This is a genomic window from Hymenobacter jeongseonensis (genome assembly GCF_015694725.1).
GTDB classification, from domain to species: Bacteria; Bacteroidota; Bacteroidia; order Cytophagales; family Hymenobacteraceae; genus Hymenobacter; species Hymenobacter jeongseonensis.
The window spans coordinates 228559-255450 of record NZ_JADQDQ010000003.1; the positions used below are offsets into that span (position 1 = coordinate 228559).

The following is a 26892-nucleotide window of genomic DNA, read 5'->3' on the forward strand; positions in this document are numbered from 1 at the left end:
AGCGTGGACTCTGCGAGTCCGCGCATGAACCGTAAGAAATTGCAAAAAGAGAAGGGGGCTAAGCCTATATAAACGCGGACTAAAAGTCCGCGCTACACCGCGTCCGAGAGGCTGGTGAAGGTGAAGTCCCGGATTTTGAGTGGGGGCACCAGGTTGCCGCCCAGGCGCACAGGCTTGCCCACAGCTTCCAGGTTGTTGAGCATGATGACCGGGCTTTCATTGAAGCGGAAGTTCTTCACCGGAAATTTAATCTGCCCATTCTCAATGTAGAAGGTTCCGTCGCGGGTGAGGCCGGTGTAGAGCAGCGTCTGCGGGTCTACGGCCCGGATGTACCACAGGCGCGTCACTAAAATGCCTTTGGCGGTGCCCTTAATCAGGTCGGCCGTGCTTTGAGTGCCGCCTTCCATAATCCAGCCGCCGGGAGGTGGGATGTCGGGACTGCCGGATTTCTGCGCCCAGAATTGCGATGAGTACAGGTTTTTAACCACGCCCTTCTCAATCCAGGTCACTTTCTGTTGGGCACGGCCATCGCCCGAAAAAGTCAGGTCAGGAATTTCGGCGTTCGTGGGGTCGGAGTAAATGGTCACCCGTTCATCGAACAGCTTGTCTCCCTTGCGGTTGCCGCCGCCCTTTTTGCTCAGGAAGCTGCGGCCTTCGTCGGCGTTGCGCGCGTCCATCGAGCGCATCATGTTGCTCAGCATTTCCACGGCCGCGGCGGGCTCCAGGATGACAGTGTACTTGCCTGGCTCAATGGCCCGGGCCTTCACCGACGAGGCCGCTTTGTCGGCGGCCACGCGGGTGAGGCGGGCGGCGTCAAACTTGGCCAGGTCGCTGAAGTTGGCAATGGCATAGCCGGACCCCGTGCCGTCGGGTGTGCGCACCGTAATGGTGAAATCGAGGTTGGTCAGCCGCTGGTATGCTTCCAGTCCTTTGGTGTTGCGCTTGGCCACAAATCCGGAAGAGTCGCTAAAAAAGGCGGCGGAGGACAGTTTCTTGGCTTCGCACAGCGCCATGCTGGCCCCAATCTGCTGGGCGCGGTAGTCGGGCGTGATGTCGGCCGTGCGCTGGGCAAACGACGCGGGCGAGGCCAGGTATTTCTGCGGGCCCAGGAAGGGCACGTACTCCGGGCTTTCGGGCGCGAGCTTAGCAATTTCCTCGGCGCGCTGCACGCAGCGGCGCAGGCTGGCTTCGTCGAATTCGTTGCAGGTAGCCACGCCGCTGCGCTTGCCGAAGCGCGACTGCACGGCCAGCGACACGTTATCGGCCGTGCCGGCGGTGCTGATGGTGTTGCGCGCCGAGCGGACGTTGCCACTGATGCTGCCGTTGAGAGTCGCTTCGCACTCGTCAGAAGTGCTATAGGAGAGGACTTTTTTCAGGATGTCCTGCGCCTCGGTTTGAGAAAGAATGGCCATTGAGTTGGGGTGCTGATAAACTTTATAAACTCAGACCGTCATGCAGAGCGCAGCGAAGCATCTCGCGTGCCGCCACTAATTACTTATTGCACGCGAGATGCTTCGCTGCGCTCTGCATGACGGTCTGACGAACAATTAGCCGATTTTGCGGGCCGTGTTGATTACGTTGACGCCGTTGAAGCGGGTGGTGGCCGAGCCGTGGCTCACGGCCGAACTCTGCGAGGGCTGGCCCTTGCCGTCGTTGAAAGAGCCGAATAAGCGGTAATCGGACTCGTCGCAAATGGCGGCACAGCTGTTCCAGAATTCCTGGGTGTTGGCCTGATACGCCACGTCCTCAATCATTTCCGTGATTTTGCCTTTCTCGATGGCGTAGAACACCTGCCCGCCAAACTGGAAATTATAGCGCTGCTGGTCAATGGAATAGGAACCGCGGCCGGCAATGTAAATGCCCTTGTCCACGCCGCGCACCATGTCGTCCACGCTCAGCTTGGCTTTGCCGGGCTGCAGGCTCACGTTGGGCATGCGCTGGAATTGTACCGAGTCCCAGGAGTCGGCGTAGCAGCAGCCGTCCGATTCGTTTTGGCCCACGATATGGGCTTGGTCGCGGGTCTTCTGGTAATCCACGAGCTCACCCTCTTTGATAATGTTCCACTGCTTGGTTTTCACGCCTTCGTCGTCGTAGCCCACCGCGCCGAGCGAGCCGGGCTGCAGCTTGTCGGCCACGATGTTCACCAGCTTCGAGCCGTAGGGAATCTTCTTAGCCTTCCATTCCAAGGTGGCAAATGAAGTGCCCGCGTAGTTGGCTTCGTAGCCCAGCACCCGGTCCAACTCGGTGGGGTGGCCCACGCTCTCGTGAATGGTCAAACCCAGGTGATTGGGGTCGAGCACGAGGTCGTACTTGCCCGGCGTCACCGACTTCGCGGTTAGCTTTTGTTTCACCTGTTTGGCCGCCAAGGTCACGTCTTCCAGGATGTCGTAGCTGTTGCGGTAGCCGATGAGGCCGGTGCCGGCCGCGCCCGGAATCTTGTCGGCGGCTTTGGGCGCGAGGTATTCGTAGCCCAGGCCCATGGGCGCGCTCAACGCATCGCGGCTCCGGAACTTGCCGGTGGCCCGGTCGATGGCCGTGACGCTGAACGTGGGCCAGATGCGGTGCACGTCCTGGTCGATGTAGGAGCCGTCGGTGCTGGCGAAGTACTTCTGCTCGTTGATTTGGAAGAGCGAGGAGTTCACGAACGACGCGCCGTTGTCCGTGGCTTTGGCGTTGGCGGCCAGCAGCAGCTCCACTTTCTGGGCCACCGGCACCTCAAAAGCATTTTGCTGAATGGGCGTTTTCCAAGTCACTTCGCCGAAGCCTTTTTGGGGGGCCAGCACCACTTTTTCCTTCTGCACTTTGGCGTTGGCTTTGGCGATGGCCACGGCCAGCTGAGCAGCTTTGGCTAGGCCGGCTTCACTCACCGAATTGGTGGCCGCAAAGCCCCAGGTGCCGTTGGCCAGCACCCGCACGCCGGCACCAAAGCTTTCGCCGCTGGCGATATTCTGCACCTGCTTTTCGCGGGTGAAAATGCTTTGGTTGAGGTAGCGGCCAATCCGGACGTCGGCGTAGGTGGCACCGGCGGCTTTGGCGGCATTCAGCGCGGCGTCGGCCATGCGTTTTTTTACTGCTGGGTCGATGCCTTCCAATAAGCGTGACGGGTCAATCGGGGTGCCGCCCAAACTGGGGAGGCTGGGGAGAAACAGGGCACCAGCCGCTAGGCCGGAAAGTCCCACAAAGTCGCGACGTTTCAAAAGAGAATAGAAGTTCTGTTATACAAAAAGCAGATTCGCGAAGATGGACCCAAATCTTAACTGAAATGACAATAAGAAAGGCCCGCCGTTGCGTCACTGCTCAAACTTAGGTCTAGTTTGAACAAAATTCTATTCTGAAGCTATTTGCAGCAGCTAAAAGATTATGGGGTGCAAGTCACAGCCCGTTAGCGAAACCACAGTTCCGCCAATAAAAGGCTGCTACATGCTGACTTAAGTTAAGAGAAAAGTGAAATCCTTGGGTTGTGTCGGCTACTTGGTGGCCCGCCAAGTGAGGGTTAACCCCGAGGTGCCGTTGCCGAAATAAGCGGGGGCCATGCCGATGCCCCGGCCAATGGGCTTGCGGCCCCAGCGGTTGCGGTGCGAGAGGTACGCTAAGTGAGCCGAAAGAATGCCAAAGCCGGCGCCGGCCACCACGTCGCTCTGCCAGTGCTTGTTATTTATCATCCGCAGCGCGGCCACGCTGGTGGCAATGGTATAAGCCCCCACGCCGTACCACTGGCTTTTGTCACGAAACTCGGTATGCACGATGCTAGCCGCCAAAAACGCCTGCGCCGTGTGCCCCGACGGAAACGACAGCTTGTCCTCGCCGTTGGGGCGCGTTTCGCGGCTCAGGTACTTCACTGCATAGGTCGAGGCAAGCATGATGGCCTCGCCCTTGGCAATGATGAGCAGCACGTTGAGGCGGTCATCCCGGGACTCAACGCCTGCCAACGCCACGGCTCCCAATTCGAGGTAGGGCAGGAAAATTACGGTGTTGTCAATCATGGTACTTACCGGCCGGAATTGCTTCTGCACGAACTCCCGGCTGCTGCGATTGATGCCCGCATCGCCCTGCGCCGTGATGGCGCCATAGCCTATCATCAGGGCCGGAATGGCCACTGCCCTCACCAGCTTGCCTTTGTACCACGGGGCTTTCACCGGGTCAGAAACGCCGCTTGGGTTTGCGTATTTCCGCGTGGTGTCCGCAGCCGGCGGGGCCGGAATAATCTGGGCCAGGGCTGGGTTCAAGCCAGAAAAAATCAGCAGAATGCCTAAAAATCGATTCAGCAGTAGTGCGCGCATTAAAGTTTTTTTCAAGTTCAAGGTTGAGCGGGAGCCGCTGCTAATACGGTTGCCTGGCGAAAACGTGCCGGGCAGGAGCAGCAATGAGGGGAAAGTAACGCTACGCGCAGCGCCTGAGCCGTCTTTGCGCTCCAAAACTTGCACAGCATGAGGCTTTACCTTTGTCTTTTATGCCTAAGGAAGAAATAAAGCGGACTTCAACCGGCCTGGCATCTGCTTTGACGTATACGGCCTTCGGCAACCGCCCCGGCGCGGGGCAGGCCGTCGATTCAGTACAATTCACTATGTTGAAATTTACCCTACGAGCTTTCGGAGCGGCTTGCCTGCTTATGGCCAGCACCCCGGCTGTTCGCGCTCAGACTGCCGATAGCAACGATGGCTACCAGCGCCGCAACGGCCAGATGCACGTGGTGCGTAACGGCCAGACCCGCCTCATGACGCGCGACGCGCACCTGCCCACGGGCGCCACCGTAACCAAAGACGGGTTTGTGGTGAGCGCCACCGGCAAGCGCACCGAGCTGCGCGAAGGCCAGGGCTGCGACCTGAAAGGCCAGCCCGTAGCCGTGCGCATGGCGGCCGACGGCCGGCTAGCGCTAGCTACCCCCACCGCCCAGCGCAGTGTAGTGGCCCCGTCCCACTCGATTTTGGAGCAGCTATTCGGCACCGACGATGAGGACGAGAAGAAAAGTTATTCTAAGCACAAGAAAGCCAAAAAGAACCGCGGCAAAGGTAAGGGCCGCTGGAAGGGGGGGGACGACTAACGACGGTGGCTAGCCGCAGTGGCCGGCGCGCCAGCTTCTCATCCCTGATTTTGCATTATTATGGTTTATAGTTTTATCGCCTCGCCTTTTGCGGAGGCAATCCGGGCGCAACAATACGCCGCCGTGCTTGCGGCCTTGCACGCCGAGGTGGCCACTGACTCCTTGCTACTCGGCAACCTGGTGCTCGAAGACGGCTCCACGGCCCTCGATGCGGTGGTGTTGCGGCCGCACGGCATCACACTCCTGGCGTTTGTGCCCAAAGGCGGCCGCTTGTGCATCCCGGCATTGGGATATGGCCGTTGGCAGCTCGATGGAATTCCTCTGCCGGGCGCAGAGGGATTTGACAACCCGTTCGAGCAATTGGTGCAGCAAAAGCAAGAGCTGGAAGCGTGGCTTGGTGCCCGGTACAGTTCCGAGCAGGTCAACCTGCGCTTTGTTTCCAGCGGGGTACTTTTTGCGGCCCCCGTCACGTTCGGCCCCGATGTGGAGCCGGCCCTGAGTAGCGCCCCCAGCAGTTTTCAGCTTTTAAGTGACCTCGCAGAATTCTCCCACTGTCTGCGCCAGCTGGCTACCCCCGAAATCAATCTGACCCCCGACGACCTGGCCGAGTGGGCCGCCGAATGGGCGGCCTTTGCCGAACGCCAGCAAGCGCCCGAAACGGCTGAGGCGGGTTCGGCCGATGCTGTTTCGCCTCCGCAACACGCCGGGGCAATGGGGCCTGCGGCCGAGGCCGCGAATGCTGCTGGTTTTCTGAGCCAGAAGGCCGGCGCGCTGTGGCGGTGGCTCGGCGCGGCCGATGTGCCCGACGACGACCCCGCCTACGGCTATAACCCAACGGCGGCTGCCGCCCGCACCCAGGAAAAACAGCAGCTTGAGGAACTGCGCCAACAGATGCAAGCCGACCTCAGCAGCCAGCTCCGCGCGCTGGAAACCCGCGAAACCGAACGCGAGCGCAGCATTGCCCAGCTTCGCGCCGAACTGGCCCAGGCCCCCGCCATAGCCCCCGAGGCCGCCGCGCTGGAAGCCCGACTGGCCATCGAAAATAGAGAGAAGGAGGCGCTGGAAGCTGCCATGCAGGCCTCGCGGGCTGAGTCGGCGGCCCGCAACCAGGAGCTGGATACAAAGATTCAGCAGCTGGGCCAGCTTATCGAGAAACTGAATTCACAGCCGGTGCCCCAGGCCGTCAGTGTGCCCCATGCGGCAGGCCTAGGCACTGCGGATAGCCGCCCGACTGGTGCCGCACCGGGGCATGCGCCTATTTCTAACCGCCCTAAGCGGCCAAATTCCCAGGCGGTTCCATGGGCGGCATCTCAATGGCAGCAGTTGCGGGAGAGGGGCCGGCAACGCCCGCGGGTTGCTATCGCGGCGGGAAGTTTGGTCGCACTTGGCCTGCTGGGCTGGGCGCTGAGCCAAGCGGGGGATACGCCCCTGGTTCCATTTCAGGAAAATGGCCGTTGGGGCTACGCCGATGCCAATGGCAAGCCCGTAGTTCCGGCCAAGTACACGTCGGCCAGTCCCTTCACCGCCGGCCAGGCCGTGGTAGCCCAAGACCACGTTTTCGGCATTCTCAACGAAAAGGGGGAGGAGGTTGTCGCGCCCGCCTATGACGCGCTGAATCCGTATGCCGGTGGGTTTGCCCGCGTGCGGGTGGGCGATACGTACACCTTCATCGACAAGGAGGGGGTAGAATTCGACCATTTTTACTTTAATGCCCTCGACTTTTCCGAGGGCTACGCCGCCGTGCTCGACTACCGGGGGTGGCATTATATTTCCGGGCCCAACAGCCCCGATACGCCCGCCGTCATATTCACCGAAGCCTATTCATTTGTGGACGGCTTGGCCCGGGTGAATCTAGCCGATGGCTACACCTACATCACGCCAGATTATTTAGAGGACCCCAGCCGTGGCACCAAGCCGTTTGGCCGCTACACCCAAGTCGCCGATTTTGACCAAGGCCAGGCTCGGGTAACGCAGAACGGTCGCAGCTTCTTGATTGACAAGGACGGGGAAGAGGTGAAGTAGAGCCCCCAGAATTTGGGACAGCCGTTGGCAGGCATGCCAGCCCAGCCTTGAGCACTTCCGTTGCGGGTCCCGAGGCCATTCCACTTTCCTAGAATGTATCAGTGCCGCTGGCTGTGGCATTGCTACATTTTTCTCCAGGAATAGATGGGAGGGCTGTTTGTTTTCCCGCAAAAATCTTAGCTTGCGCCCCGCTCAACCCTAAGGTAATATGGAAGCTCAAACTTTAAAGTATCCTGCCATCCGCAATTACGTGGCCGGCCAAATGGTTGATGGGGCCCTTACGGCCACCATGGACGTGTTCAGCCCCATCAGCGGGGCCTTGATTTCAACGGTGCCCCTGAGCGGCGCGGCGGCCCTCAACGCGGCCGTGGAAGCTGCCAAAGCGGCTTACCCATCGTGGTCGGCTACTCCTATTAAAGAACGGGTCCAGATTTTTTATCGCTACAAAACGCTGCTCGAGCGCGACATGAAAGCCCTCGCCGACCTCGTGCGCGAGGAGAACGGTAAGACCTATGACGAAGCCCGCGCCGAAGTCGAAAAAGCCATCGAGCTGACCGAGTTTGCCTGCTCCATGCCGCAGCTCATCCAAGGAGAGTTTTTGGAAGTAAGCAAGGGCGTGGAAGCCCGCGCCGAGCGCAAGCCGCTGGGCGTGGTGGCCAGCATTGCCCCGTTCAACTTCCCCAACATGGTGCCTCACTGGACCATCCCGAACGCCATTGTGCTGGGCAACACCATGATTCTGAAGCCCTCGGAGCAAGTGCCGCTGAGCGCCGTAAAAATCGCCGAGCTACTGAAAGAAGCCGGCCTGCCCGATGGCGTGCTGAACGTGGTGAACGGCGATAAGGAAATCGTGGAAGCCATCTGTGACCACCCCGACATCCAGGCCGTGAGCTTCGTGGGCTCCACCAAAATTGCCAAAGTCGTTTACATCCGCGCTACCAGCAACCTGAAGCGTTGCGTGGCCCTCGGCGGCGCCAAAAACCACTTGATGGTATTGCCCGACGCCCACCCCGAAATGACGGCGTCGAACGTAGCCGCCAGCATGTCGGGCTGCGCGGGCCAGCGCTGCATGGCCGGCTCCACCATGGTAGGAGTGGGCGCGGTGGATGGCATCGTGGCCAAAATCGTGGAAGAAGCCCGCAAGATTGTAGTCGGCCAGAACCTGGGCTCCGTTATTAGCAAAGAAGCCAAGGAGCGCATCGAGCAGCACATCACCGAAGCCGAGGCGGCTGGTGCCAAAGTTCTGCTCGACGGCCGCAACGCCGTGGTGCCCGGCCACGAAGACGGCTACTATGTAGGCGCCACCGTCATTGACTACGTCACACCCGACATGCGCATCGCGAAGGAAGAAGTCTTCGGCCCAGTGCTCGCCATCATGCGCACCAACACGCTGGACGAAGCCATTGCCATCGAAAACGCTAACCCCTATGGCAACGCCGCCGCCGTGTTCACCAGCAGTGGCAGCAGCGCCCGCTACGTGATGGACCACGCCAACGCCGGTATGATAGGCGTGAACATCGGCGTGCCCGTGCCCCGCGAGCCCTTCTCCTTCGGCGGCTGGAACGACTCCAAGTTCGGCGCCTGCGACATCACCGGCAAAAGCTCCATCGAATTCTGGACGCAGCTCAAGAAAACCACGACCAAGTGGAATCCCGAGTCGCGCGTGAATTGGATGAGCTAGCCCGGATAGAACGTCAATGAAAAGAATGTCATGCTGAGCGCAGTCGAATCATCTCTACCGCGCAAGTAATCTGTTTTAGTATGGCGGTAGAGATGATTCGACTGCGCTCAGCATGACGTTCAATTCTACAATAAAAACCCAACCAACTCACCACGAGAATTCCCACTCAACACGTCGCGATTCCGCCCCGCGCCGTGGCGGAACGGAGGGCTTTTCTGAAAAGCGCACTTCACCCAAACACCTTATTCGCACTGAGCCGCAGAGATAGAAGGCTGCCCATTGCTTCGTAAGTTGTTGCGCTCAACAGGGGAGTCTTCCGCTTCCGTTTCCCTAATTCCTTTCCTCGACTTTTCATGGAAACCACCTTCGCCACCGACAAAGACCAAATCCTGCACGACAACCTCGACCACACGCTGTTCTCGTGGTCGAAGCAAACGGGCCTGAATCCTATCAACGCCGAGCGCGCCGAGGGCGTGTACGTGTGGGACCGCGACGGCAAGCGCTACCTCGACTTCTCCTCGCAGTTGATGAACGTGAACATCGGCCACGGCGACCAGCGCGTGACCGAGGCCGTGGCTGCCCAGATGCGCGAGCTCAGCTACGTATACCCCGGCATGATTACCAAGGCCCGCGGCGACCTCGGCCGGCGCTTGGCCGAAATCACCGCACCCAATCTTACCAAAGCTTTCTTCACGCTGGGTGGGGCCGAGGCCATTGAAAATGCCATCAAGCTGGCGCGGGTCTACACCGGCCGCCACAAGATTGTGACGCTGTACCAGTCGTTTCACGGGGCCAGCTACGGCGCGATGAGCGCCGGCGGCGACCCGCGCAAGTTTGCTGTGGATAGCCAGGCCATGCCCAATGTGGTGCACGTTGAAAACCCGTATTTCTACCGCTGCCCCTGGTACTCTGAAACGCCCGAGCAGTGCGCCCAGCGCGCCGCCGAGGCCATGGAGCGCATCATTGGCTACGAAAATCCCGGCAGCGTGGCCGCCATCATTATGGAAGGGGAGTCGGGCACGTCGGGCTGCATCAAGTACCCCCCCGGTTACTGGACGCGCATCCGCGAAATCTGCGACAAGCACGGCATCCTGCTCATTGCCGATGAGGTGATGTCGGGCTTCGGCCGCACCGGCAAGTGGTTCGGGTCGGACCATCACAATGTCAAAATCGACATCATGTGCATGGCCAAGGGCATCACGGCCGGCTACCTGCCGTTGGGGGCGGTGATGGTGGACGAAACCATCGCCAAATCATTTGACGACAAGCCGCTGCCGCTCGGCCTGACCTACTCGGCGCACCCCGTATCGTGCGCCGCCGCTGTGGCCGTGCTCGATATCTACGAAGAAGACAATCTGCTCGAAAATACCGTGGAGATGGGCAAGTACATGGACGAGCAAGTGGCCCAGCTCATGCGCCACCACCCCAGCATTGGCGACTGGCGCAACACCGGCCTTTTCGGCTGCCTGGAACTAGTGAAAAACCGCAGCACCAAAGAGCCCATGGCGCCCTGGAACGCCACGCCCGCCCAGATGGACGTCATGAACCAAGTCGCCGCCAAAATCCGCGAGCTGGGCATGTACACCTTCGTGCGTTGGAGCTACATCTTCATCTGCCCGCCGCTGAACATTACGAAGGATGAAATCGACGAAGGGTTGGCCATTATTTCCGAAGCCATCAGCATTGCGGATAAGCACGTGAACTAGGCCGTAGCGCGGACTTTGTAGTCCGCGTCTTCGCGCATCTATACTTTCAACCAAATCGTTCCGGGGCGCGAACTACAAAGTCTGCGCTACTTCTCATATGTCCATTCTCCTCAAAAACGGCCGCGTCGTCACCGCCGATTCGGACGCCGTCTGTGATATCCTGATTGAAGGCGAAAGCATCGTTTCCATCGGCCGCAATTTGTCGGCTGAGGGGGCGGAGGTTATCGACTGCACCGGAAAAATCATCGTGCCCGGGGGCATTGACCCGCACGTGCATTTGGAGATGCCGTTCATGGGCACTTTCAGCTCCGATACCTACGAAACCGGTACCCGCGCGGCGCTGCACGGCGGCACCACCACCGTCATCGATTTCATTCTGCAAAAGCAGGGGAATTCGCTTCGCGCCGCTTTTGATGAATGGAGTGGCCGCGCCACCGGCAATGCGGTGGGCGACTACAGCTTCCATATGGCCGTGACGGACTTCAACCCGAGCACCAAGGAGGAAATCAAGGACATGATTGCCGAGGGCATTACGTCCTTCAAAACCTTCATGGCCTACAAGGGCGCGCTCATGATTGACGACGCGCAGATGGTGGGTTTGATGCAGGAAGTGAAAAAGCACGGCGGCCTCGTGACCGCCCACGCCACCAACGGCGACATGATTGACACGCTCATTGCACAGCACCGGGCGCAGGGCAAACTCACGCCGCTCTACCATTACCTCTCGCAGCCCGAAGTGACGGAAGCCGAAGCCTCGGGCCGTTTCGCCGACATTGCCAACTACACGGGCGTGAATGCCTACATCGTGCACCTCACCTGCGAAGGCGCGCTCAACCAGGTACGCCGCGCCACCCAGCGCAACCAGCGCGTGCTGGTGGAAACCTGCATTCAATACCTGCTGCTCGATGCGCGGCTGTATGAGGACGAGGCCAACGGCGCCAAAGTAGTCATGTCGCCGCCGTTGCGGGAGAAAAAAGACCAAGCTACACTGTGGGCCGGCCTTAATCAGGGATTGGTGAATGTGGTTGGCACCGACCACTGCCCCTTTATGTGGGAGCAGAAGTTGATGGGCAAGGACGATTTTTCGAAGATTCCGAACGGGCACCCGGCCATTGAGCACCGCATGGAATTGTTGTTTTCAGAAGGTGTTAATAAGGGTAAAATCACCCTCAATAAATTTGTAGAAGTCACCTCCACCAACGCGGCCAAAATCTTCGGCATGTTTCCGCGCAAAGGCACCATTAGCATTGGTGCCGACGCGGATTTGGTGATATTTGACCCGCAAAAAAAGCACCGCATTTCCGCAGATACCCACCACATGAATTGTGACTATTCGGCCTACGAAGGCTGGGAGGTAACCGGCAAAATAGATACGGTGCTGCTGCGCGGCCAAGTGGCCGTGGATGCCGGCGAAACCAAAGTAGCAAAAGGCTACGGACAGTTTATCAAGCGCGGCAAGACCAATATCTAGCTCCGCAGACTACTTCAATTGTAAAATCTCACCCATCAAAAACACAATGTCCAGAATTATCAAATCCGGCTTGATTCAGATGAGCCTGCCGATGACCGAAGGCGAAGGCACCATTGAAGAAATCAAGGAGGCCATGGTGCAGAAGCACATTCCGCTGATTGAGGAGGCCGGCCGGCAGGGCGTGCAAATTCTCTGCTTGCAGGAGATTTTCAACACCCCGTATTTCTGTCCCGGTCAGGACAAGGACTGGTACGCCTCGGCCGAAGCCGTGCCCGGTCCCACCACCGAGCGCATGGCCGAATACGCCAAGAAGTACAACATGGTGATGATTGTGCCCGTGTACGAGCGCGAAGCCGCTGGCTTCCTCTACAACACGGCCGCCGTGATTGATGCCGACGGCACCTACCTCGGCAAGTACCGCAAGAACCACATTCCCCACACCTCCGGCTTTTGGGAGAAGTTCTTCTTCAAGCCCGGCAACCTAGGCTACCCGGTATTCCAAACCAAGTACGCCAAAGTGGGCGTGTACATCTGCTACGACCGGCACTTCCCCGATGGCGCCCGTGTGCTGGGCCTGAACGGGGCCGAAATCGTGTACAACCCCTCGGCTACCGTGGCCGGCCTCTCGCAGTACCTCTGGAAGCTGGAGCAGCCCGCGCACGCCGCCGCCAACGGCTATTTCATGGGCTGCATCAACCGCGTTGGTGAGGAGAAACCTTGGAATCTGGGCCGCTTCTACGGCACTTCGTATTTCGTGGACCCGCGCGGTCAAATCATCGCGCAAGCCGATGAATACAAAGACGAATTGCTGATTGCCGAATTCGACCTCGACATGATTGACGAAGTGCGCAACACCTGGCAGTTCTTCCGCGACCGTCGGCCCGAGACCTACGAGAAATTGGTGGAGCTGTAAGGACCTCCCAATAGCTCTGCTCAAGCCGCTTTTGAAGTCGTCATGCAGAGCGCAGCGAAGCATCTCGCGTGCAACAGCAAATCAACCGGTTAACGATTCACGCGAGATGCTTCGCTGCGCTCTGCATGACGTGCTATTAGAATTCATTTCCGACCAAATGCCCGAATTTCACACCCCCACCACCGAGCAGGAATTTCAGCTGAATTTCGCGCAGCTCAAGCCGCACATGAACCGCACGGAGGCGCTGTACGAAAGCTCGCGCTGCCTGTTTTGCTTCGATGCGCCGTGCATCAAAGCCTGCCCTTCGGGGATTGACATTCCGCAGTTCATTCGGCAGATTAATTCGGGCAACGACACCGGGGCGGCGCGCACTATTTATGAGGCCAATTACTTCGGCAATGCCTGCGGCAAAGTGTGCCCCACGGAAGTACTGTGCGAAGGTGCCTGCGTGTACAACTTGCAGGAGGTGAAGCCAATTGAGATTGGCCGGTTGCAGAGCTACGCCACCACCAAGGTGATTGAAAGCGGCAAAAAACTGTTTGGTCCCGGGGCGGCCAATGGCAAAAGTGTGGCCGTGATTGGGGCTGGCCCAGCCGGTATTTCCGCCGCGTGCGAGCTGCGTGCTTTGGGATATTCCGTCGATGTGTTCGAGGCCAAAGCGCAGCCTTCGGGCCTGACGGTTTACGGCGTTGCCCCGTACAAAATTACCAACGAGGAAACGCTGGCTGAAATGGATTATCTGCAAGCCCAATTCGGCTACAATACCCAGTTCAATTCGCCCATTAATTCACGCGAGGAGTTAGTGGAATTGGAGAATAAATACGACGCCATTTTCCTCGGAATTGGCTTGGGCAAAACCAACGAATTGGGGTTGCCGGGCGAAGACAAGATTAACTGCACTGGCGCAGTGGAATTTATTGCCGAGTTGCGGCAGCATCACCACCAGGTGAACGTGGGCCGCAAGGTGATTGTGCTGGGCGGCGGCAACACCGCCATGGATGCCGCCTCGGAATCTTCCCGCCTCGGGGCTGAGCAAGTCATTCTGGCTTATCGCCGCGCCAAGGAAGAAATGGGGGCCTACGAATTCGAGTATGATTTGGCCAAAGGCGTAGGGGTGAAGGGCTTGTTCAACGTGGCGCCAGTGGAGATTGTGGGCAATGGCTACGTGGCGGGCGTGAAATTTATTCGCACCGAAACCAAGGATGGGAAAGTATCGGAAGTGCCCGGCTCCGAGTTCGTGGAGCCGTGCGACATGGTGATTAAAGCTACTGGCCAAGCCAAGCAAACGGAGTTTTTGCAACTGATTCCTGGCCTGAAGCTGGACGGGAAAGGCCGCATCGTGGCCGACGCGCACACCGGGCAAACCTCCAATCCTAAGTACTTCGCCTCCGGCGATGCCTGGAACGGCGGCGCCGAAGTGGTAAACGCGGCGGCCGAAGCCAAACTGACAGCCCGCGGCATTCATGCCTACTTAAGCAAGTAGATTACTCTGTCAAAAGCCCGTCATGCTGAGCGCAGCCGAAGCATCTCGCATGTGGTAGTAAATAAATCATTCAACGATGCGAGCGAGATGCTTCGGCTGCGCTCAGCATGACGTTTTGGAGAATAGAAATTATGCCCGACCTCTCAATAAATTTTGCCGGAATCAAATCGCCGAATCCGTTCTGGCTGGCCTCAGCTCCGCCCACCAACTCCGGCTACCAAATAATGAAGGCGTTCGACGCCGGCTGGGGCGGCGCGGTGTGGAAGACACTGGGTGTGCCCGTCGTGAACGTGTCGAGCCGCTACGGCGGAGTGAATTACCGCGACAAGCGCCTGGTCGGCTTCAACAACATCGAGCTGATTTCGGACCGGCCCTTGGCCGACAACCTGCGCGAGATTGAGGAAGTGAAAAAGCGCTTCCCGAACCACGCCGTCATCGCCTCGCTCATGGTGCAGAGCCGGCAGGAGTGGCACGACATCGTGCGCCAAAGCCAGGACGCCGGCGCCGATGGCTTCGAGCTGAACTTCGGCTGCCCGCATGGCATGTGCGAGCGCGGCATGGGCTCCGCGGTGGGGCAGGAGCCCAAGATTCTGCAGATGATAGTGGAGTGGGTGATGGAAGTGGCCACCAAGCCCGTCATCGTGAAGCTCACGCCTAACATCTCTGACATTACCGAGCCCGCCATGGCGGCGCGGCGCGGCGGGGCCGATGCCATTTCGCTCATCAACACCATCCAGAGCATTGTGGGCGTCGACCTCGACCAGTTTGCTCCCTACCCCATTGTGGACGGCAAGGGCACGAATGGGGGCTACTGCGGCCCGGCCGTGAAACCCATTGCCCTTAATATGGTGAAGAACTGCGCCCAGCACCCCGACGTGCGCCTGCCCATCTCGGGCATTGGCGGCATTGAGAACTGGCGGGACGCGGTGGAACATATCCTGCTCGGTGCCAGTAGTGTGCAGGTGTGCACGGCGGCCATGCACTTCGGCTTCGGCATCATTCGGGAAATGACGACTGGCCTGGAGCAGTACATGGTGGAGAAAGGCTTCAACACCATCTACGATTTCGTGGGCAAAGCCTTGCCGAATGTGTTGCCGTGGGAGCAACTCAACATGAAGTACAAGGTAACGGCCAACATCCACGAGGAGAAATGCATTGGCTGCCAGCTGTGCTACACGGCCTGTGAGGACGGTGCCCACCAAGCCATCAAGCTCAATGCCGATACCCGGGTGCCGGAAATTATTCAGGAGAACTGCGTGGGCTGCAACCTGTGCTCGCTGGTGTGCCCCGTGGAAGACTGCATCACGATGGACCGCACCGATGACGGCACCCAGCACCTCACCTGGAAGGAGCGGGTAGAAGCGGGCACCGCGCCCACCGAATTCAACGACGAGCGGGCGGGTGGCCGCCACCATTGGGTACCTGAGCCCGCCGCCGCACTGGGCAAGGAACGCCACAAAACGCTCCCTGGCAAAGCCCGGATTTATTCTGGTGAAACCGAACTGCCAACGGTTGTTTAGGACGGGTGCGTAGCTGAATTGCGAAGGTAAACCGTGGTCTAAAACAGCCGTAAAAAGCTATAGGCCTGTGGACTTATTATGGTAAGGGCGCACTTGTTCTGGACTAAAATTTGTTCTAGGAATAGCTTTCACTCGTTAATCCTGCGCTTCGGCGCAGTCGGCCATGAAATCTAAATCCTTAATGGTTGTCTTGGGGCTGTGTTTACTCTTTTTAAGCGGTTGTGCCTCAAGAGTCGGCGTCGGGGTTGACTATGGGTATGGTCCACCCGCCCGAGCGTATTATGGGCCGGTTCGGCCTTATTACTACCCGCCCCGACCGGTAGTTGTAGTGCCGGGGCCGTATTATCGCCAGCCCTATCGGGGGCGATACAGAGCGTACCGAAACGACGGCGCTTACCGCAACAACACCAGCGGCTACCGGCGCTCGGATGGCAACTACGGACACAGCCGTCGGCGGTCGGATTAAGCCAGCCTGGTACAGACTTTCAAGTTAGACGGGCCACTCGCACGAAACTGTGAGTGGCCCGTTTTTGCTGTTAGGAAAGCCTCCGTTGTTACCGAAATTACCTGCAAATCCAATACCCAATCACAGGGACCAGTTATAAGCCACTTCTAGGCGGATACTGGGGCAGTCCGTATGGGCACGTGCACCGTTCCGGCCCGTTCGCGCAATGGGCGTCCGTTGCGTTGCTGGTGTTTCGCCTGAATTTCAGCCACAATGGCCAATGCTATTTCCTCGGGTGTTTCGCTGCCCAGGTCTAGGCCGATGGGGCTGTGCAGGCGGGTGCTGAGTAATTGGGCAATTTCGGCTTCCGAAAGGTCAAGTTCGTCCAATAAGCGGGCTGCTTTCAGACGTGGCCCGAGCAGCCCAATGTATGGTGTAGCGGCGGGAATATGCAGCGCCAGCGCCGCCAAATCATAGGCGTAGTTGTGGCTTAGCAGCACGGCATATGCCTCCCCCGGATTCTCATCCGGAATGGCCGCCACAGGCACCACGCGGACTTCGGCCGCCTCAGGGAACCGGGCCACAGTTGCCAGATTAGGGCGTCCATCGAGCACGGTGATGTGCCAGCCTAATGAAGCCGCGAGGCGCACCAAGGGCTGCGCGTCGTTGCCCGCCCCGTAGATTATGAGACGCAAGGGCGGGGTGAGGCGTTCGAGCACAGCACGGATTGAGCCATCAGTTGTTTCCAAGTCCAGCACTTGGGCCGTGCCGTCGGCCAGAGTGCTTTGAATAGCGGCGGTCAGGGCCGAATCCTCAGTGAGTTGAGTTAGAAAGGGGGTGGTGTGAACCACGCCAGTTGCCGTGGATAGCTGGCGCTGGCCCACTGCCGCCAGCAAACCGCTGGCCGCATCGGTTTCAAATACGGTCACCAATACGGTGGATTCGGGGTGCTGCGCAAAACTACGAAGCAGCTCCACCGGGTTGTCGGGGGCCGCGAAGTCCAGGGGCTCTAGTAAGATGCGTACCACGCCTTGGCAGCCGGGGCCCAAGCCGTGGCGCGGGTCGTCTTCGTCGCGGGTGTCATAAGTAACCAATGCTGGCTGGCCCCGGAAAATGGCTTGTCGCGCCCGCTGGCGGGCATCGCCTTCTAGGCAGCCCCCGCTGATGGCGCCGGTGAGCTGGCCGTCGTCGGTGACGAGCATGCGGGCGCCGGGGCGGCGGTAGGCCGAGCCCAGCACTTCCACCACCGTGGCCAAGGCGCAGGGCCGGGCCGCGGCGCGGTGCTGGTCGTAGGCCAGAAGCAGGCGTTGGAGTTCGGTCATTATCGGAATGTTGTTGGCTGAAGCTGTACGCCCGGCGGATGGGTGAGGTTATGTAAACTACTTGCCGGGAAGCGCGGTTTTGGGGCAGTTGCAAGCCGCCGGCTACCGGCGTGTATATTGATGCTTATGGAGGCAACTATTCCCGTTTATCAATTACAAACCCTCACCGAAACGGCAGAAAAGCCGGTTGATTTCTTCTTTTTGGGGCCGAATTCTGCCCCAACCCAACTGCCCATCGACCTGCCTTACCGCAGCAATTACTACAAAATCGGCATCTGCCTGCGTGGCAGTGCCCGCCTGCAAGTCAACCTCGAAACTTATGACATCGGGCCGGGCTCGTTGATGGTGCTTTCGCCATTCGTTATCAAGCAGTGGCCGTTTATGTCGGCGGATTTGGACGCGTTGAGTATCTTTTTTACCAAAGAGTTTATCTCGGCTCACGGCAGTTTGAATCTGGATACGTTCCCGTTTTTTGAGCGCGACGCCACCCACGTTCTGCAATTACTTCCTGCCCAAGCCGACAGTATCACGGCTCTGCTGCGGGCCGTTGAGCAGAAATACGACGCGCCGCATCCTTACCGAGAGGAAATTATCCGCAACCTGATTCAAATTTTATTGCACGAAACAGCTCCCATTTACAGCATGCAGCATGTTTCGTCGAGCGCCATCCAGACGAGAAGCCAGCTGATAGCGGCCGAGTTTAAGAAGCTGGTCAACAGTCATTATGCCACGGAGCGCAGCCTGGCTTTTTATGCCGACAAGCTGTGCGTCACCCCCAAGCACCTCGCCGAAACTGTGAAAGAAGCCACCGGCAAGCGGGCCGTGGAATGGCTGGCCGAAGCCGTGCTGCTGGAAGCCAACGTACTCCTGCAGAACCCGGCCCTGACCATCGGACAGATTGCGGACACGCTGCATTTCGCCGACCAGTCCACGTTCGGGCGGTTTTTCCGGAAAAGCACCGGCGTATCGCCCGTTGCCTACCGCCAGCGCTGGGCATAGCGTTTCCGCACTTTCGCCCAAGCTTCCCGCTGTTTCGCCCTTTCGGCCCGCTGGTGGCCGCCGGAACTTTGCCGTATGAAAATCATCCTAACAGGTTCCCTCGGGAACATCAGCAAGCCACTGGCCAGCGAGTTGGTGCGCAACGGCCACGCCGTCACGGTTATCAGCACCAAGCCCGACAAGCAGTCGGAAATTGAAGCATTGGGCGCGTCGGCCGCCATCGGCTCGGTCGAAGACGTTGGCTTTTTGACGGCCACTTTCACGGGTGCTGACTCGGTGTACCTGATGGTGCCGCCCCACTTTGCCGTGGCTGATTCGCGGGCCTACCACCAGCAAATCGGCCGCAACTATGCAGAGGCCATTCAGCGGTCGGGCGTGCGGCGGGTGGTGCAGCTCAGCAGTTGGGGCGCACATCTGGACCACGGCACCGGCGGCATCCTCGGCACGCATGACGTGGAAGTCATCCTGCGGGAAGTGCCGGGCATTGCGCTCACGCACCTGCGGCCCACATCCTTCTACACCAATCTGTATACTTCGGTCGGGATGATAAAAGGCGCGGGCATTTTGGGGGCCAATTACGCGGGCGATATCAAGGTTGCCTGGGTTCACCCGCGAGATATTGCTACCGCCGCAGCAGAAGAGTTAGCCAAACCAGCTACTGCCGCCAGCCAGAATGTGCGCTACGTAGCCAGCGACGAGCGGACAGCCGACGAAGTTGCGCACGCCCTGGGCGCCGCCATCGGCAAGCCCGACCTGAAATGGGTGGCCTTCACCGACGAGCAAATGCGGCATAACATGGTGAAAAACGGTGTGCCACCTACTCGGTCCCATGAAGTTGTGGACATCTACGCCAGCATCAACAGCGGCAAATTGGGAGAGGACTACTGGCAGCATCGCCCCACGTTGGGCAACGTGAAGCTGGAAGATTTCGCTAAGGAATTCGCGGCTGCTTTTTAACAAAATGGCGAAGCAGATAGGTGATTTTTAGCTCATCATGCTGAACGAGAGTAGTCTTAAACGCCCTCAAACGCCTGTCATGCTGAGCGGAGCAAAGCATCTTCTCATGTTTGCAAGACTCGTTCGGCGGTGAGAAGATGCTTCGCTCCGCTCAGCATGACAGGAAGAGAGGTGAAGATGGTGCGACTCCGTTCAGTATGACGGGCTGAACTAGAGTGACATTTAAAATAACTGCCAAGCCTGCCTGACTGGTTCAGAAAGAGTATTAACAGAAACGGCCCGTAACGAATTCGTTACGGGCCGTTTTAATTAAAGCGCTAGCTAGAACAGCACCACTCGGCGCCATGGTTTCTAGAGCAGCTTGTCAATCGTAATCGGTAAATCACGCACGCGTTTGCCGGTGGCGTGGTAGATGGCGTTGGCCACGGCGGCGGCTACACCGAGCAGACCCACTTCGCCAATGCCTTTGATGCCGAGGGGGTTGACTTTGTCGTCCTCCTCGTTCACGAAAATCACGTCAATGTCGTGAATGTCGGCGTTCACGGGCACGTGGTATTCGGCGTAGTTGTGGTTCATGTAACGGCCAAAGCGGTGGTCCATCACCGATTCTTCCATCAGGGCCGAACTGATGCCCCAGACGACTGAGCCGAGCACCTGGCTACGGGCCGTTTTCGGGTTGATGATGCGGCCGGCGGCCACGGCATTTACCACGCGGGTAACGTGCACAGTCATCAGGTCGGGGTCCACTTTCACCTCCACAAACACCGCGTTGTGGGCGTGCATGGAGTATTTCGGGGGCTTCAGCATTTCCAGTTTGGTGAGCACCGTGGAGTTCTCGGCTTCCATTTTGGGCTCGCCGCTGGCTTGCACAATATCACGCAGCACGATGCCCTGGGTGAGGTCAGTGCGCAGGCGCATTTGGCCGTTCACAAATTGCACGTCGTCAATTTTGGCATCTTTGAACGTGGCATGGTCCATTTTCTGGGCTTGCTTCAGCAGCGCTTCGCCAAGCTTGTTGCACGCCTCTACCACGGAGTTGCCCACCGAAGCAGCCGTCCAGGAGCCGCCTTGTAGCGGCGACTCGGGCAGCGTGGTATCGCCGAGCACAAAGGTGACGGCCTCGATGGGCAAGCCCATGCTTTCGGCCGCAATCTGCGTCATGATGGTGTAGGTGCCGGTGCCGATGTCGTTGGTGCCGCTGCTCACGGTGAGATGGCCGTCGGCGTCGAGGCTGGCTTTTACCACCGCGGGCTGCTTCGAGGCGTCCCAGATGCCGCCGCCCATGCCCCAGCCCACCAGCAGGTTGCCGTCGCGCATCGAGCCGGGCTCGGGCGTGCGCTGCTCCCAGCCGAATTTGGCGGCGCCTTCGGCGTAGCATTTGCGCAGGGCCTTGCTGGAATAGGGGAGGTTCTGGGCCTGGTCGAAATCGGAGTAGTTACGGATGCGGAATTCGAGCGGGTCGAGGCCTGCGGCGTAGGCCATTTCGTCCATCGCAATTTCCAGGGCGATGGAGCCCGAGGCCGCGCCCGGCGCCCGCATGTCGAGGGGCGAAAACACGTCGAGCTTGGCCAAGCGGTAGCCCAGCTTCACGTTTTTGCAATCGTAAAGGGTGCCCGTCCAGCCCACCACGTTCTCAGTGAAGTCCTCAAACTGCGAGGTTTCGGCCACGGCGAAGTGGTTCATGCCCGTGAGCGAGCCGTCGGCCGCGGTGGCCAGAGCCACATGCTGCAAGGTTTCGGGCCGGTGGCCGAAGCTGAACATCTGCTGGCGGGTGAGCGACACGCGCACCGAGCGTTCGAGCTGCAACGAAGCCATCACGGCCATAAACAGCTGGTATTGGGGCCGCAGCCCCGAGCCAAAACCGCCGCCGGTGTACTTCGAAATCACCCGGGCCTGGTCCTTGCTTAGCCCAAAAACTTTGTTGACGTACTGCTGGCTGTTGAAAACGCCCTGCGTTTTGTCGTAGATGTTCAGCTTCTTATCCCCGAGCCATTCCACCGTGCTGGCGAACATCTCCATGGGGTTGTGGTGCTGGGCGTGGTGCGAAAATTGGCCTTCCATGTGGGCCACACCCTCTTTCCAGCCGCGCCCGAAGTTGCCGCGCGACTTCGGCGGCTTGTAGCCGGTTTTGCCCCGGCCGGGCTCGTAGGCCTCGTCAATGTGCTTGGTTAGCTCGGTTTCGTGCGCCGCTTCCTCGTATTCAATGTGCAGGATGGACGCGGCGTAGCGGGCCAACTCAAACGTATCGGCCACTATCAGCGCCACGGGCTGCAGGCTGTACTTGATTTCGGCATCGTGCAGCGGCCGAAACGGCGAGCCGCCGGGGGCCACGTCGTCCTTGTAGCTGCGGTCTAAGAATGCATAGTTCGGCACGTTTTCGTGCGTGAAAACTTCCTGCACGCCGGGGAGTGCCCGCACCTTTTCAGAATCAATTTTCGTGATTTTGCCCTTGGCAATTGGGCTGCTCACTACGTAGCCGTAGAGCAGGTTCGGAACGTTAAATTCGGCGGCGTACTTGGCGGTGCCCAGCACCTTGGCCGGTCCGTCGACGCGGCTGGTGGGTTTGCCGATGTAATCAGTGATCAGGCTCATGGGTTGGAATTTTGAAAGGCGGTGGCGTCTAGGGCCTGATTCATTTCGGTGGCTTGTTTGAGGGCCCGCACAATGGCGCGTTTGGCTAGCTCAATTTTGAAGTTGTTGGTGCCCTGGCCTTTGGCGCCTTCCAGTACCTTGGCAGCAGCGCGGCGGAACGTGTCGGCCGTGGCCGGCTGGCCGATGAGCAGCGCCTCGGCGGCTTTGTCGCGCCAGGGCTTGTGGGCCACGCCGCCCAGCGCGAGGCGGGCATCCTTGATGGTAGTGCCGTCTAGCTCCAGCGTGGCAGCCACGCTCACTAGCGCGAAAGCATAGCTGGTCCGGTCGCGCAGCTTCAGGTAGCTGAAATTCTTCTCGAAGCCTTTGGCGGGTAAGTCAAGGCCGGTTATCAGCTCGCCGGGCTCCAAGTTGTTGTCGCGCTCGGGCGTGTTGCCGGGCAGGCGGTGGAAATCTTCAAAAGCAATGGTGCGCTCACCGTTGGGGCCGCTCACGCGCACGGTGGCGTCGAGCGCAGCCAGGGCCACGCACATATCCGACGGGTGCGTGGCAATGCACTGCTCGCTGGTGCCCAAGATGGCGTGCACCCGGGTGTAGCCGCCAATGGCCGAACAGCCGGAGCCGGGCTCGCGCTTGTTGCAGGGCGTGGCCAAGTCGTAGAAATAATAGCAGCGGGTGCGCTGCATCAGGTTGCCGCCGTCGGTGGCCATGTTGCGCAACTGCGGGCTGGCCCCGGCCAAGATGGCCTGGTTCAGCAGCGGGTAGCGCTTTTCAACTTCGGGGTGGTAGGCGGTGTCGGCGTTGGTGGCGAGGGCGCCGAGGCGCAGGCCGCCATCGGGCGTGTTCTCTATATTATCGAGACCGAGGTTTTTGAGGCCGATGAGGTGCGTGGGGCGGGCCACGTTTTCCTTCATTAGGTCAATCAGGTTAGTGCCGCCGCCGATGTAGGCCGCGCCTTCGTGCGCGGCTTTGTCCTGCACTGCGGCCTCCACGGCCGTAGCTTGGGTGAAAGTGAAACTGTTCATATTGTGGGCTGTAAGAAGGAGGATTACTTGGCGGGTTCTACCGGGGGCACGGACTGGCTCGCCGCGCCGGCTGCCCATTGCCTTGCGCCTTCCTTCGATTCCTTCTTCGGCGTTGCCTGGCTGCCAGCGGCTTCGGCTCCCTTATTGCCAAGGACTTCCATCACCGCACTCAAAATATTGGAGTAAGCGCCGCAGCGGCAGAGGTTGCCACTCATCAGCTCCCGCACTTCGGCTTCAGTAGTAGCCCGGCCTTCGTTGAGGAGTCCTTGAGCCGAGCAAATCTGGCCCGGTGTGCAGTAGCCGCACTGGAAGGCATCGTGGTCGATAAACGCCTGTTGTAGCGGGCTAAGGTTGTCTTCCGAGCCGAGTCCTTCGATGGTTTGGATTTCGCTGCCTTCCTGCATCACCGCCAGCGAAAGACAGGAGTTAATGCGCTTGCCATCCACTAAAACCGTGCAAGCGCCGCATTGGCCGTGGTCACAGCCTTTCTTGGTGCCCGTTAGGTCAAGGTACTCGCGCAGGGCGTCGAGCAAGGTGGTCCAAGGCGCAATCTGGAGGGTGTGGGCTTTGCCGTTGATGTTCAGGCTCACGGCCTGGGTGGGAGCCAAGGCCATAGGCGGGCGCTCCAATGTGGGCTGGGTAAATTGACTCATAGAATAAGGCAGGAAGAAAAGTGAGAAGAAAGCGCAGTAAAAGCAAAGCCACCCGCCGCGATGCGACCAGAAGGAATCCAGATTCCATACGAGCCTTAGTCGAATGAGTGCTGCCTTTTGTACCAGGATGTCCGAATTTTGTCATTGATAAAAACACATGTATATAGTTTCTTTCTATTTTTGCGGATGAGCTGTACTCTTGCGCATAATTGAATAATTATGAATGTTTTGAAAAGCGTTATTCGTTAAGATAACGCATGCAAAAACCCGCCAGAATGAAATTCTAATTCGGAGCAGATTCACGAATTGCTGCTAAAAAACTAATTTTAGGCATCAAAAAATGTTGAGCTTGCGATGGAGACGCAACTCGCCGGGTTACCCTGTTTGCTACTTATGGTCCCACTTCTTCAAAGGAATTTTCGGTACTGCCTGGCGCTGATTTTGTCAATTTTATTGGCCGTCGGTATCCGGCTGCAAGCGGCGCCGCTGGGCAGCCGGATATTTTCAGGAAAAATTGACCTGACCGCCAGTACACCAGTTGCCTGTCAGCAGGAGGCCGAGTTGCCATGGTTGGCTTTGCGCTCGCGCAAGCCCACCGGTAAGCCCAGTACGGTGAGCATTTCCGCACCGGCCGGCAGCCTCCGGTAGGGGCAGACGGGCGGCGTTTTCGGGCCGTCGGCGCTACCTTCAGGTGTCATGAAAATTCTCTTAGTTGAAGACGAGCCCTCGGTTGCCGCATTTCTGCACCAAGGGCTCACCGAACAAGACTACACCGTTGACCTAGCCGCCGACGGGCTGCTGGGGCTGCGCCGCGCCCAGTCGACCCGTTACGACTGCCTGATTCTGGACCAAATGCTGCCCGGCCTGAGCGGCCTGGAAGTGTGCCGCCAAGTGCGCGCCCACGACGCGGGCGTCCCCATTCTCATGCTCACGGCCCTGGGCGAGACCGATGACAAGATTCGCGGGTTGGATGCCGGCGCCGATGACTACCTGGTCAAACCGTTTGCCTTCGAAGAACTGCTGGCCCGGCTGCGCGCCTTGGTGCGGCGGCGCACCGAAGCGCCCGCACCCAAAGCCGTATTGCACCTCGCCGACCTCACCCTGGACCCCGTGGCGAAGCGCGTGGAGCGCGCCAGCCAAGTGGTGCAGCTCACGGCACGCGAGTTTGCCTTGCTCGAATACCTGCTGCGCAACCAGGGCCGAGTGGTGTCGCGGGCCGATTTGCTGGAACAAGTCTGGGATATGAGCTACGACACCGGCTCTAACGTAATCGATGTGTACATCAATTTTTTGCGTAAAAAAATCGACAAAAATTTCGAGCCCAAGCTCATTCATACGCTCGTGGGAATGGGGTATGTGATGAAGAACGAGGGCTGAGATGGTGTTCAGCATCGGGAAAAATGCCGCGCTGGTGCGCGCTGCCGAAAGCGGTTGGCAGCTGCGCTTTGGCCGTCTAAATGCCGTATTTAGGGGAGGAGGTTCGGCAGCGCAGCAAGTCCTTTGGTAGGCTGTAGCTTTCTCCTTCATCGAAGTTCTCCTGCCCTTCTTAGCCCACGCTCGTGTCCATTCGCCTTCGTCTTGCCATCCAGTTCGGGTCTATTTTGGCCGTGACTTTGTTGCTGTTTTCGCTGGCCATCTACTTTGCCACCAAGCAGTCGCGCCGCAATTTATTCACGCAAAGCCTGTTTAAGCGCACCTTGGTGGTGGGCCACGCCTATGCCGACGGCCTGGCAACCCACAGCGACTCGAGCCATCAGGTGTCCTACCGCCGCTACCTGCGCCAGCTCTACCGCACGCTGCCGGCCGAAGAAGGACGGGTGTACGATGCTGCCAATCGGCTGGTGTTTCAGGAGGGCCAGGGCCCGGCCAAGCCCGTGCCCAGCGCCTGGCTGGCCGAAGTGCGCCGCTCGGGCCGGGCCGTGCTGGAGTCCGAAACCAACTACCACGAAACGGTGGGCTTGCTGTACCACGACGACCGATTGGGACCATTGGTCGTCGTGGCCTCGTCGGTTGACGAGGATAGCCGCGAGCAACTGGAACAACTGGGCAAGCTGTTGGCCGTGGGGCTGCTAACCGCCCTGGTGGTGGTGGGAATCGGAAACTGGGTATTTGCCGGGCGCGCGTTGCGGCCGTTGCGCCGCATGGTGCAGGAAGTAGACGGCATTACGGCCACCGATTTGAGCCAGCGGCTGACCCAGGCCGCGGGCTCCAACGACGAAATAGGCCGCCTGGCGCAGCGCTTCAACCGCTTGCTCGACCGGCTTCAGTCGGCCTTTGCCGGGCAGCGCACCTTCGTGCGCGACGCCTCGCACGAATTGCGCACGCCCCTCACGGCCCTCATTGGCGAGCTGGAAGTGGCCCTGCTACAAGCCGAACGCAGCCCCGCCGAGTACCGACGCGTGCTCCAATGCACCCTGGATTCGTCGCGGCAGCTCAACGAGCTGACCAATGGGTTGCTGCAAATTGCCCGGGCGTCCGACGACCCCTCGCAGGTGCCAATGGCCAAGGTGCGGCTGGATGAGCTGCTGCTGCAAGCGCACGAGCAGCTGCTGCGCCGCCACCCAACCTGCCGCGTCGACCTGGACTTTGGCGAAGCCGACGATTCCGGCGCTTATGTCGTGCGGGGCAACGAGGCCCTGTTGCTGTCGGCGATGTTGAATGTCCTCGATAATGCCTGCAAGTTTTCGGCGGGCAACAACGGCACCGTGACGGCTACCCTGGCGCGCACGGGCGCCACGTTGACGCTGTTGGTGGCCGACGAAGGCCCGGGCCTGTCTGGGGCCGATTTGCAGCAGGTGTTTGTGCCCTTCTTCCGGGCCGCTTCGGCTCGCGCAGTGCCAGGCCACGGCATCGGCCTACCCCTGGCCGCCCGAATTATGGCGTTGCACGGAGGGGTTATTCGCGTGGAAAGCGAGGTAGGACAAGGCACGCAGGTGTGGTTGGAATGGCCCGTGGTACCGGCCCGATAAAGGGCAAATTTCGGTTTTAATACCCTTTTAATTCGACTTTAACGCCGTCTTAATCGGGCTCCCGTACCCTTGCATCGGGATTCGGCCTATTGGAGG

Annotated in this window: 19 protein-coding genes and 1 pseudogene; 12 read left to right on the forward strand and 8 right to left on the reverse strand. The window is 59.3% G+C overall.

Going from position 1 to position 26892, the window contains the following annotated elements:
* Positions 1-92: 92 nt before the first annotated feature.
* The 3 genes from I2I05_RS07920 to I2I05_RS07930 form a co-directional block, all read right to left on the reverse strand.
* Positions 93-1412: a TldD/PmbA family protein gene (locus tag I2I05_RS07920; protein WP_196281697.1), complete on the reverse strand. Its 1320-nt coding sequence runs from the start codon at positions 1410-1412 to the stop codon at positions 93-95.
* 135 nt (positions 1413-1547) lie between these two features.
* Positions 1548-3197 (reverse strand): TldD/PmbA family protein, encoded by a 1650-nt coding sequence (locus tag I2I05_RS07925; protein ID WP_196281698.1) that lies wholly within the window; start codon positions 3195-3197, stop codon positions 1548-1550.
* Between the two features lie 270 nt (positions 3198-3467).
* The gene (locus tag I2I05_RS07930; RefSeq protein ID WP_196281699.1) at positions 3468-4295 is read right to left on the reverse strand and encodes a phosphatase PAP2 family protein; all 828 of its coding nucleotides are present in this window, start codon (positions 4293-4295) and stop codon (positions 3468-3470) included.
* 269 nt (positions 4296-4564) lie between these two features.
* Between I2I05_RS07930 and I2I05_RS07935 the strand changes: the two genes are divergently transcribed.
* The 8 genes from I2I05_RS07935 to preA all read left to right on the forward strand — a co-directional run bounded on the left by I2I05_RS07935 (position 4565) and on the right by preA (position 15837).
* Positions 4565-5041 carry a DUF6799 domain-containing protein gene (locus I2I05_RS07935; RefSeq protein WP_196281700.1) on the forward strand — a complete coding sequence of 159 codons (477 nt, stop codon included), beginning with the start codon at positions 4565-4567 and terminating at the stop codon, positions 5039-5041.
* A 60-nt stretch (positions 5042-5101) separates the two neighbouring features.
* On the forward strand, positions 5102-7063 hold the full coding sequence (locus I2I05_RS07940; protein ID WP_196281701.1) for a WG repeat-containing protein: 1962 nt from the start codon (positions 5102-5104) through the stop codon (positions 7061-7063).
* A 208-nt stretch (positions 7064-7271) separates the two neighbouring features.
* On the forward strand, positions 7272-8744 hold the full coding sequence (locus I2I05_RS07945) for a CoA-acylating methylmalonate-semialdehyde dehydrogenase (protein WP_196281702.1): 1473 nt from the start codon (positions 7272-7274) through the stop codon (positions 8742-8744).
* Positions 8745-9097: 353 nt separating this feature from the next.
* Positions 9098-10450, forward strand: a complete 1353-nt coding sequence (locus I2I05_RS07950) for an aminotransferase class III-fold pyridoxal phosphate-dependent enzyme (protein ID WP_196281703.1) — start codon at positions 9098-9100, stop codon at positions 10448-10450.
* Positions 10451-10547: 97 nt separating this feature from the next.
* Complete coding sequence (gene hydA, locus I2I05_RS07955; protein ID WP_196281704.1) at positions 10548-11921, forward strand: dihydropyrimidinase; 1374 nt, start codon at positions 10548-10550, stop codon at positions 11919-11921.
* A 46-nt stretch (positions 11922-11967) separates the two neighbouring features.
* Complete coding sequence (locus I2I05_RS07960; RefSeq protein ID WP_196281705.1) at positions 11968-12834, forward strand: nitrilase-related carbon-nitrogen hydrolase; 867 nt, start codon at positions 11968-11970, stop codon at positions 12832-12834.
* A 157-nt stretch (positions 12835-12991) separates the two neighbouring features.
* A complete protein-coding gene (locus tag I2I05_RS07965) occupies positions 12992-14317 on the forward strand; it encodes an FAD-dependent oxidoreductase (protein ID WP_196281706.1) in 1326 nt (441 codons plus the stop codon).
* A gap of 131 nt (positions 14318-14448) precedes the next feature.
* A complete protein-coding gene (preA, locus tag I2I05_RS07970; protein ID WP_196281707.1) occupies positions 14449-15837 on the forward strand; it encodes an NAD-dependent dihydropyrimidine dehydrogenase subunit PreA in 1389 nt (462 codons plus the stop codon).
* 612 nt (positions 15838-16449) lie between these two features.
* Here preA and I2I05_RS07975 read toward each other — a convergent pair.
* Positions 16450-17604 (reverse strand): XdhC family protein, encoded by a 1155-nt coding sequence (locus tag I2I05_RS07975; RefSeq protein WP_196281708.1) that lies wholly within the window; start codon positions 17602-17604, stop codon positions 16450-16452.
* Positions 17605-17730: 126 nt separating this feature from the next.
* Between I2I05_RS07975 and I2I05_RS07980 the strand changes: the two genes are divergently transcribed.
* Entirely contained in the window at positions 17731-18603 is an 873-nt protein-coding gene (locus tag I2I05_RS07980) for a helix-turn-helix domain-containing protein (RefSeq protein WP_196281709.1), read from the forward strand.
* Positions 18604-18678: 75 nt separating this feature from the next.
* Positions 18679-19560, forward strand: a complete 882-nt coding sequence (locus I2I05_RS07985) for an NAD(P)H-binding protein (RefSeq protein ID WP_196281710.1) — start codon at positions 18679-18681, stop codon at positions 19558-19560.
* A 351-nt stretch (positions 19561-19911) separates the two neighbouring features.
* Here I2I05_RS07985 and I2I05_RS07990 read toward each other — a convergent pair whose 3' ends face one another.
* From I2I05_RS07990 to I2I05_RS08005, 4 genes and pseudogenes are all read right to left on the reverse strand, one after another.
* On the reverse strand, positions 19912-22152 hold the full coding sequence (locus I2I05_RS07990) for a xanthine dehydrogenase family protein molybdopterin-binding subunit (RefSeq protein ID WP_196281711.1): 2241 nt from the start codon (positions 22150-22152) through the stop codon (positions 19912-19914).
* Positions 22149-23174, reverse strand: coding sequence for an FAD binding domain-containing protein (locus tag I2I05_RS07995; protein WP_196281712.1), 1026 nt, complete (start codon positions 23172-23174; stop codon positions 22149-22151). The genes I2I05_RS07990 and I2I05_RS07995 overlap by 4 nt, the downstream gene beginning before the upstream one ends.
* A gap of 143 nt (positions 23175-23317) precedes the next feature.
* Positions 23318-23827: pseudogene (locus tag I2I05_RS08000) on the reverse strand ((2Fe-2S)-binding protein); the annotation flags it as partial.
* 545 nt (positions 23828-24372) lie between these two features.
* Positions 24373-24525: a hypothetical protein gene (locus I2I05_RS08005; RefSeq protein ID WP_196281714.1), complete on the reverse strand. Its 153-nt coding sequence runs from the start codon at positions 24523-24525 to the stop codon at positions 24373-24375.
* On the opposite strand from I2I05_RS08005, the gene I2I05_RS08010 reads away from it, so the two are divergent.
* Positions 24524-25204, forward strand: a complete 681-nt coding sequence (locus I2I05_RS08010; RefSeq protein ID WP_196281715.1) for a response regulator transcription factor — start codon at positions 24524-24526, stop codon at positions 25202-25204. The two genes, I2I05_RS08005 and I2I05_RS08010, sit on opposite strands and share 2 nt — an antisense overlap.
* A 182-nt stretch (positions 25205-25386) precedes the next feature.
* Positions 25387-26796 (forward strand): HAMP domain-containing sensor histidine kinase, encoded by a 1410-nt coding sequence (locus tag I2I05_RS22320; protein WP_196281716.1) that lies wholly within the window; start codon positions 25387-25389, stop codon positions 26794-26796.
* Positions 26797-26892 lie beyond the last annotated feature (96 nt).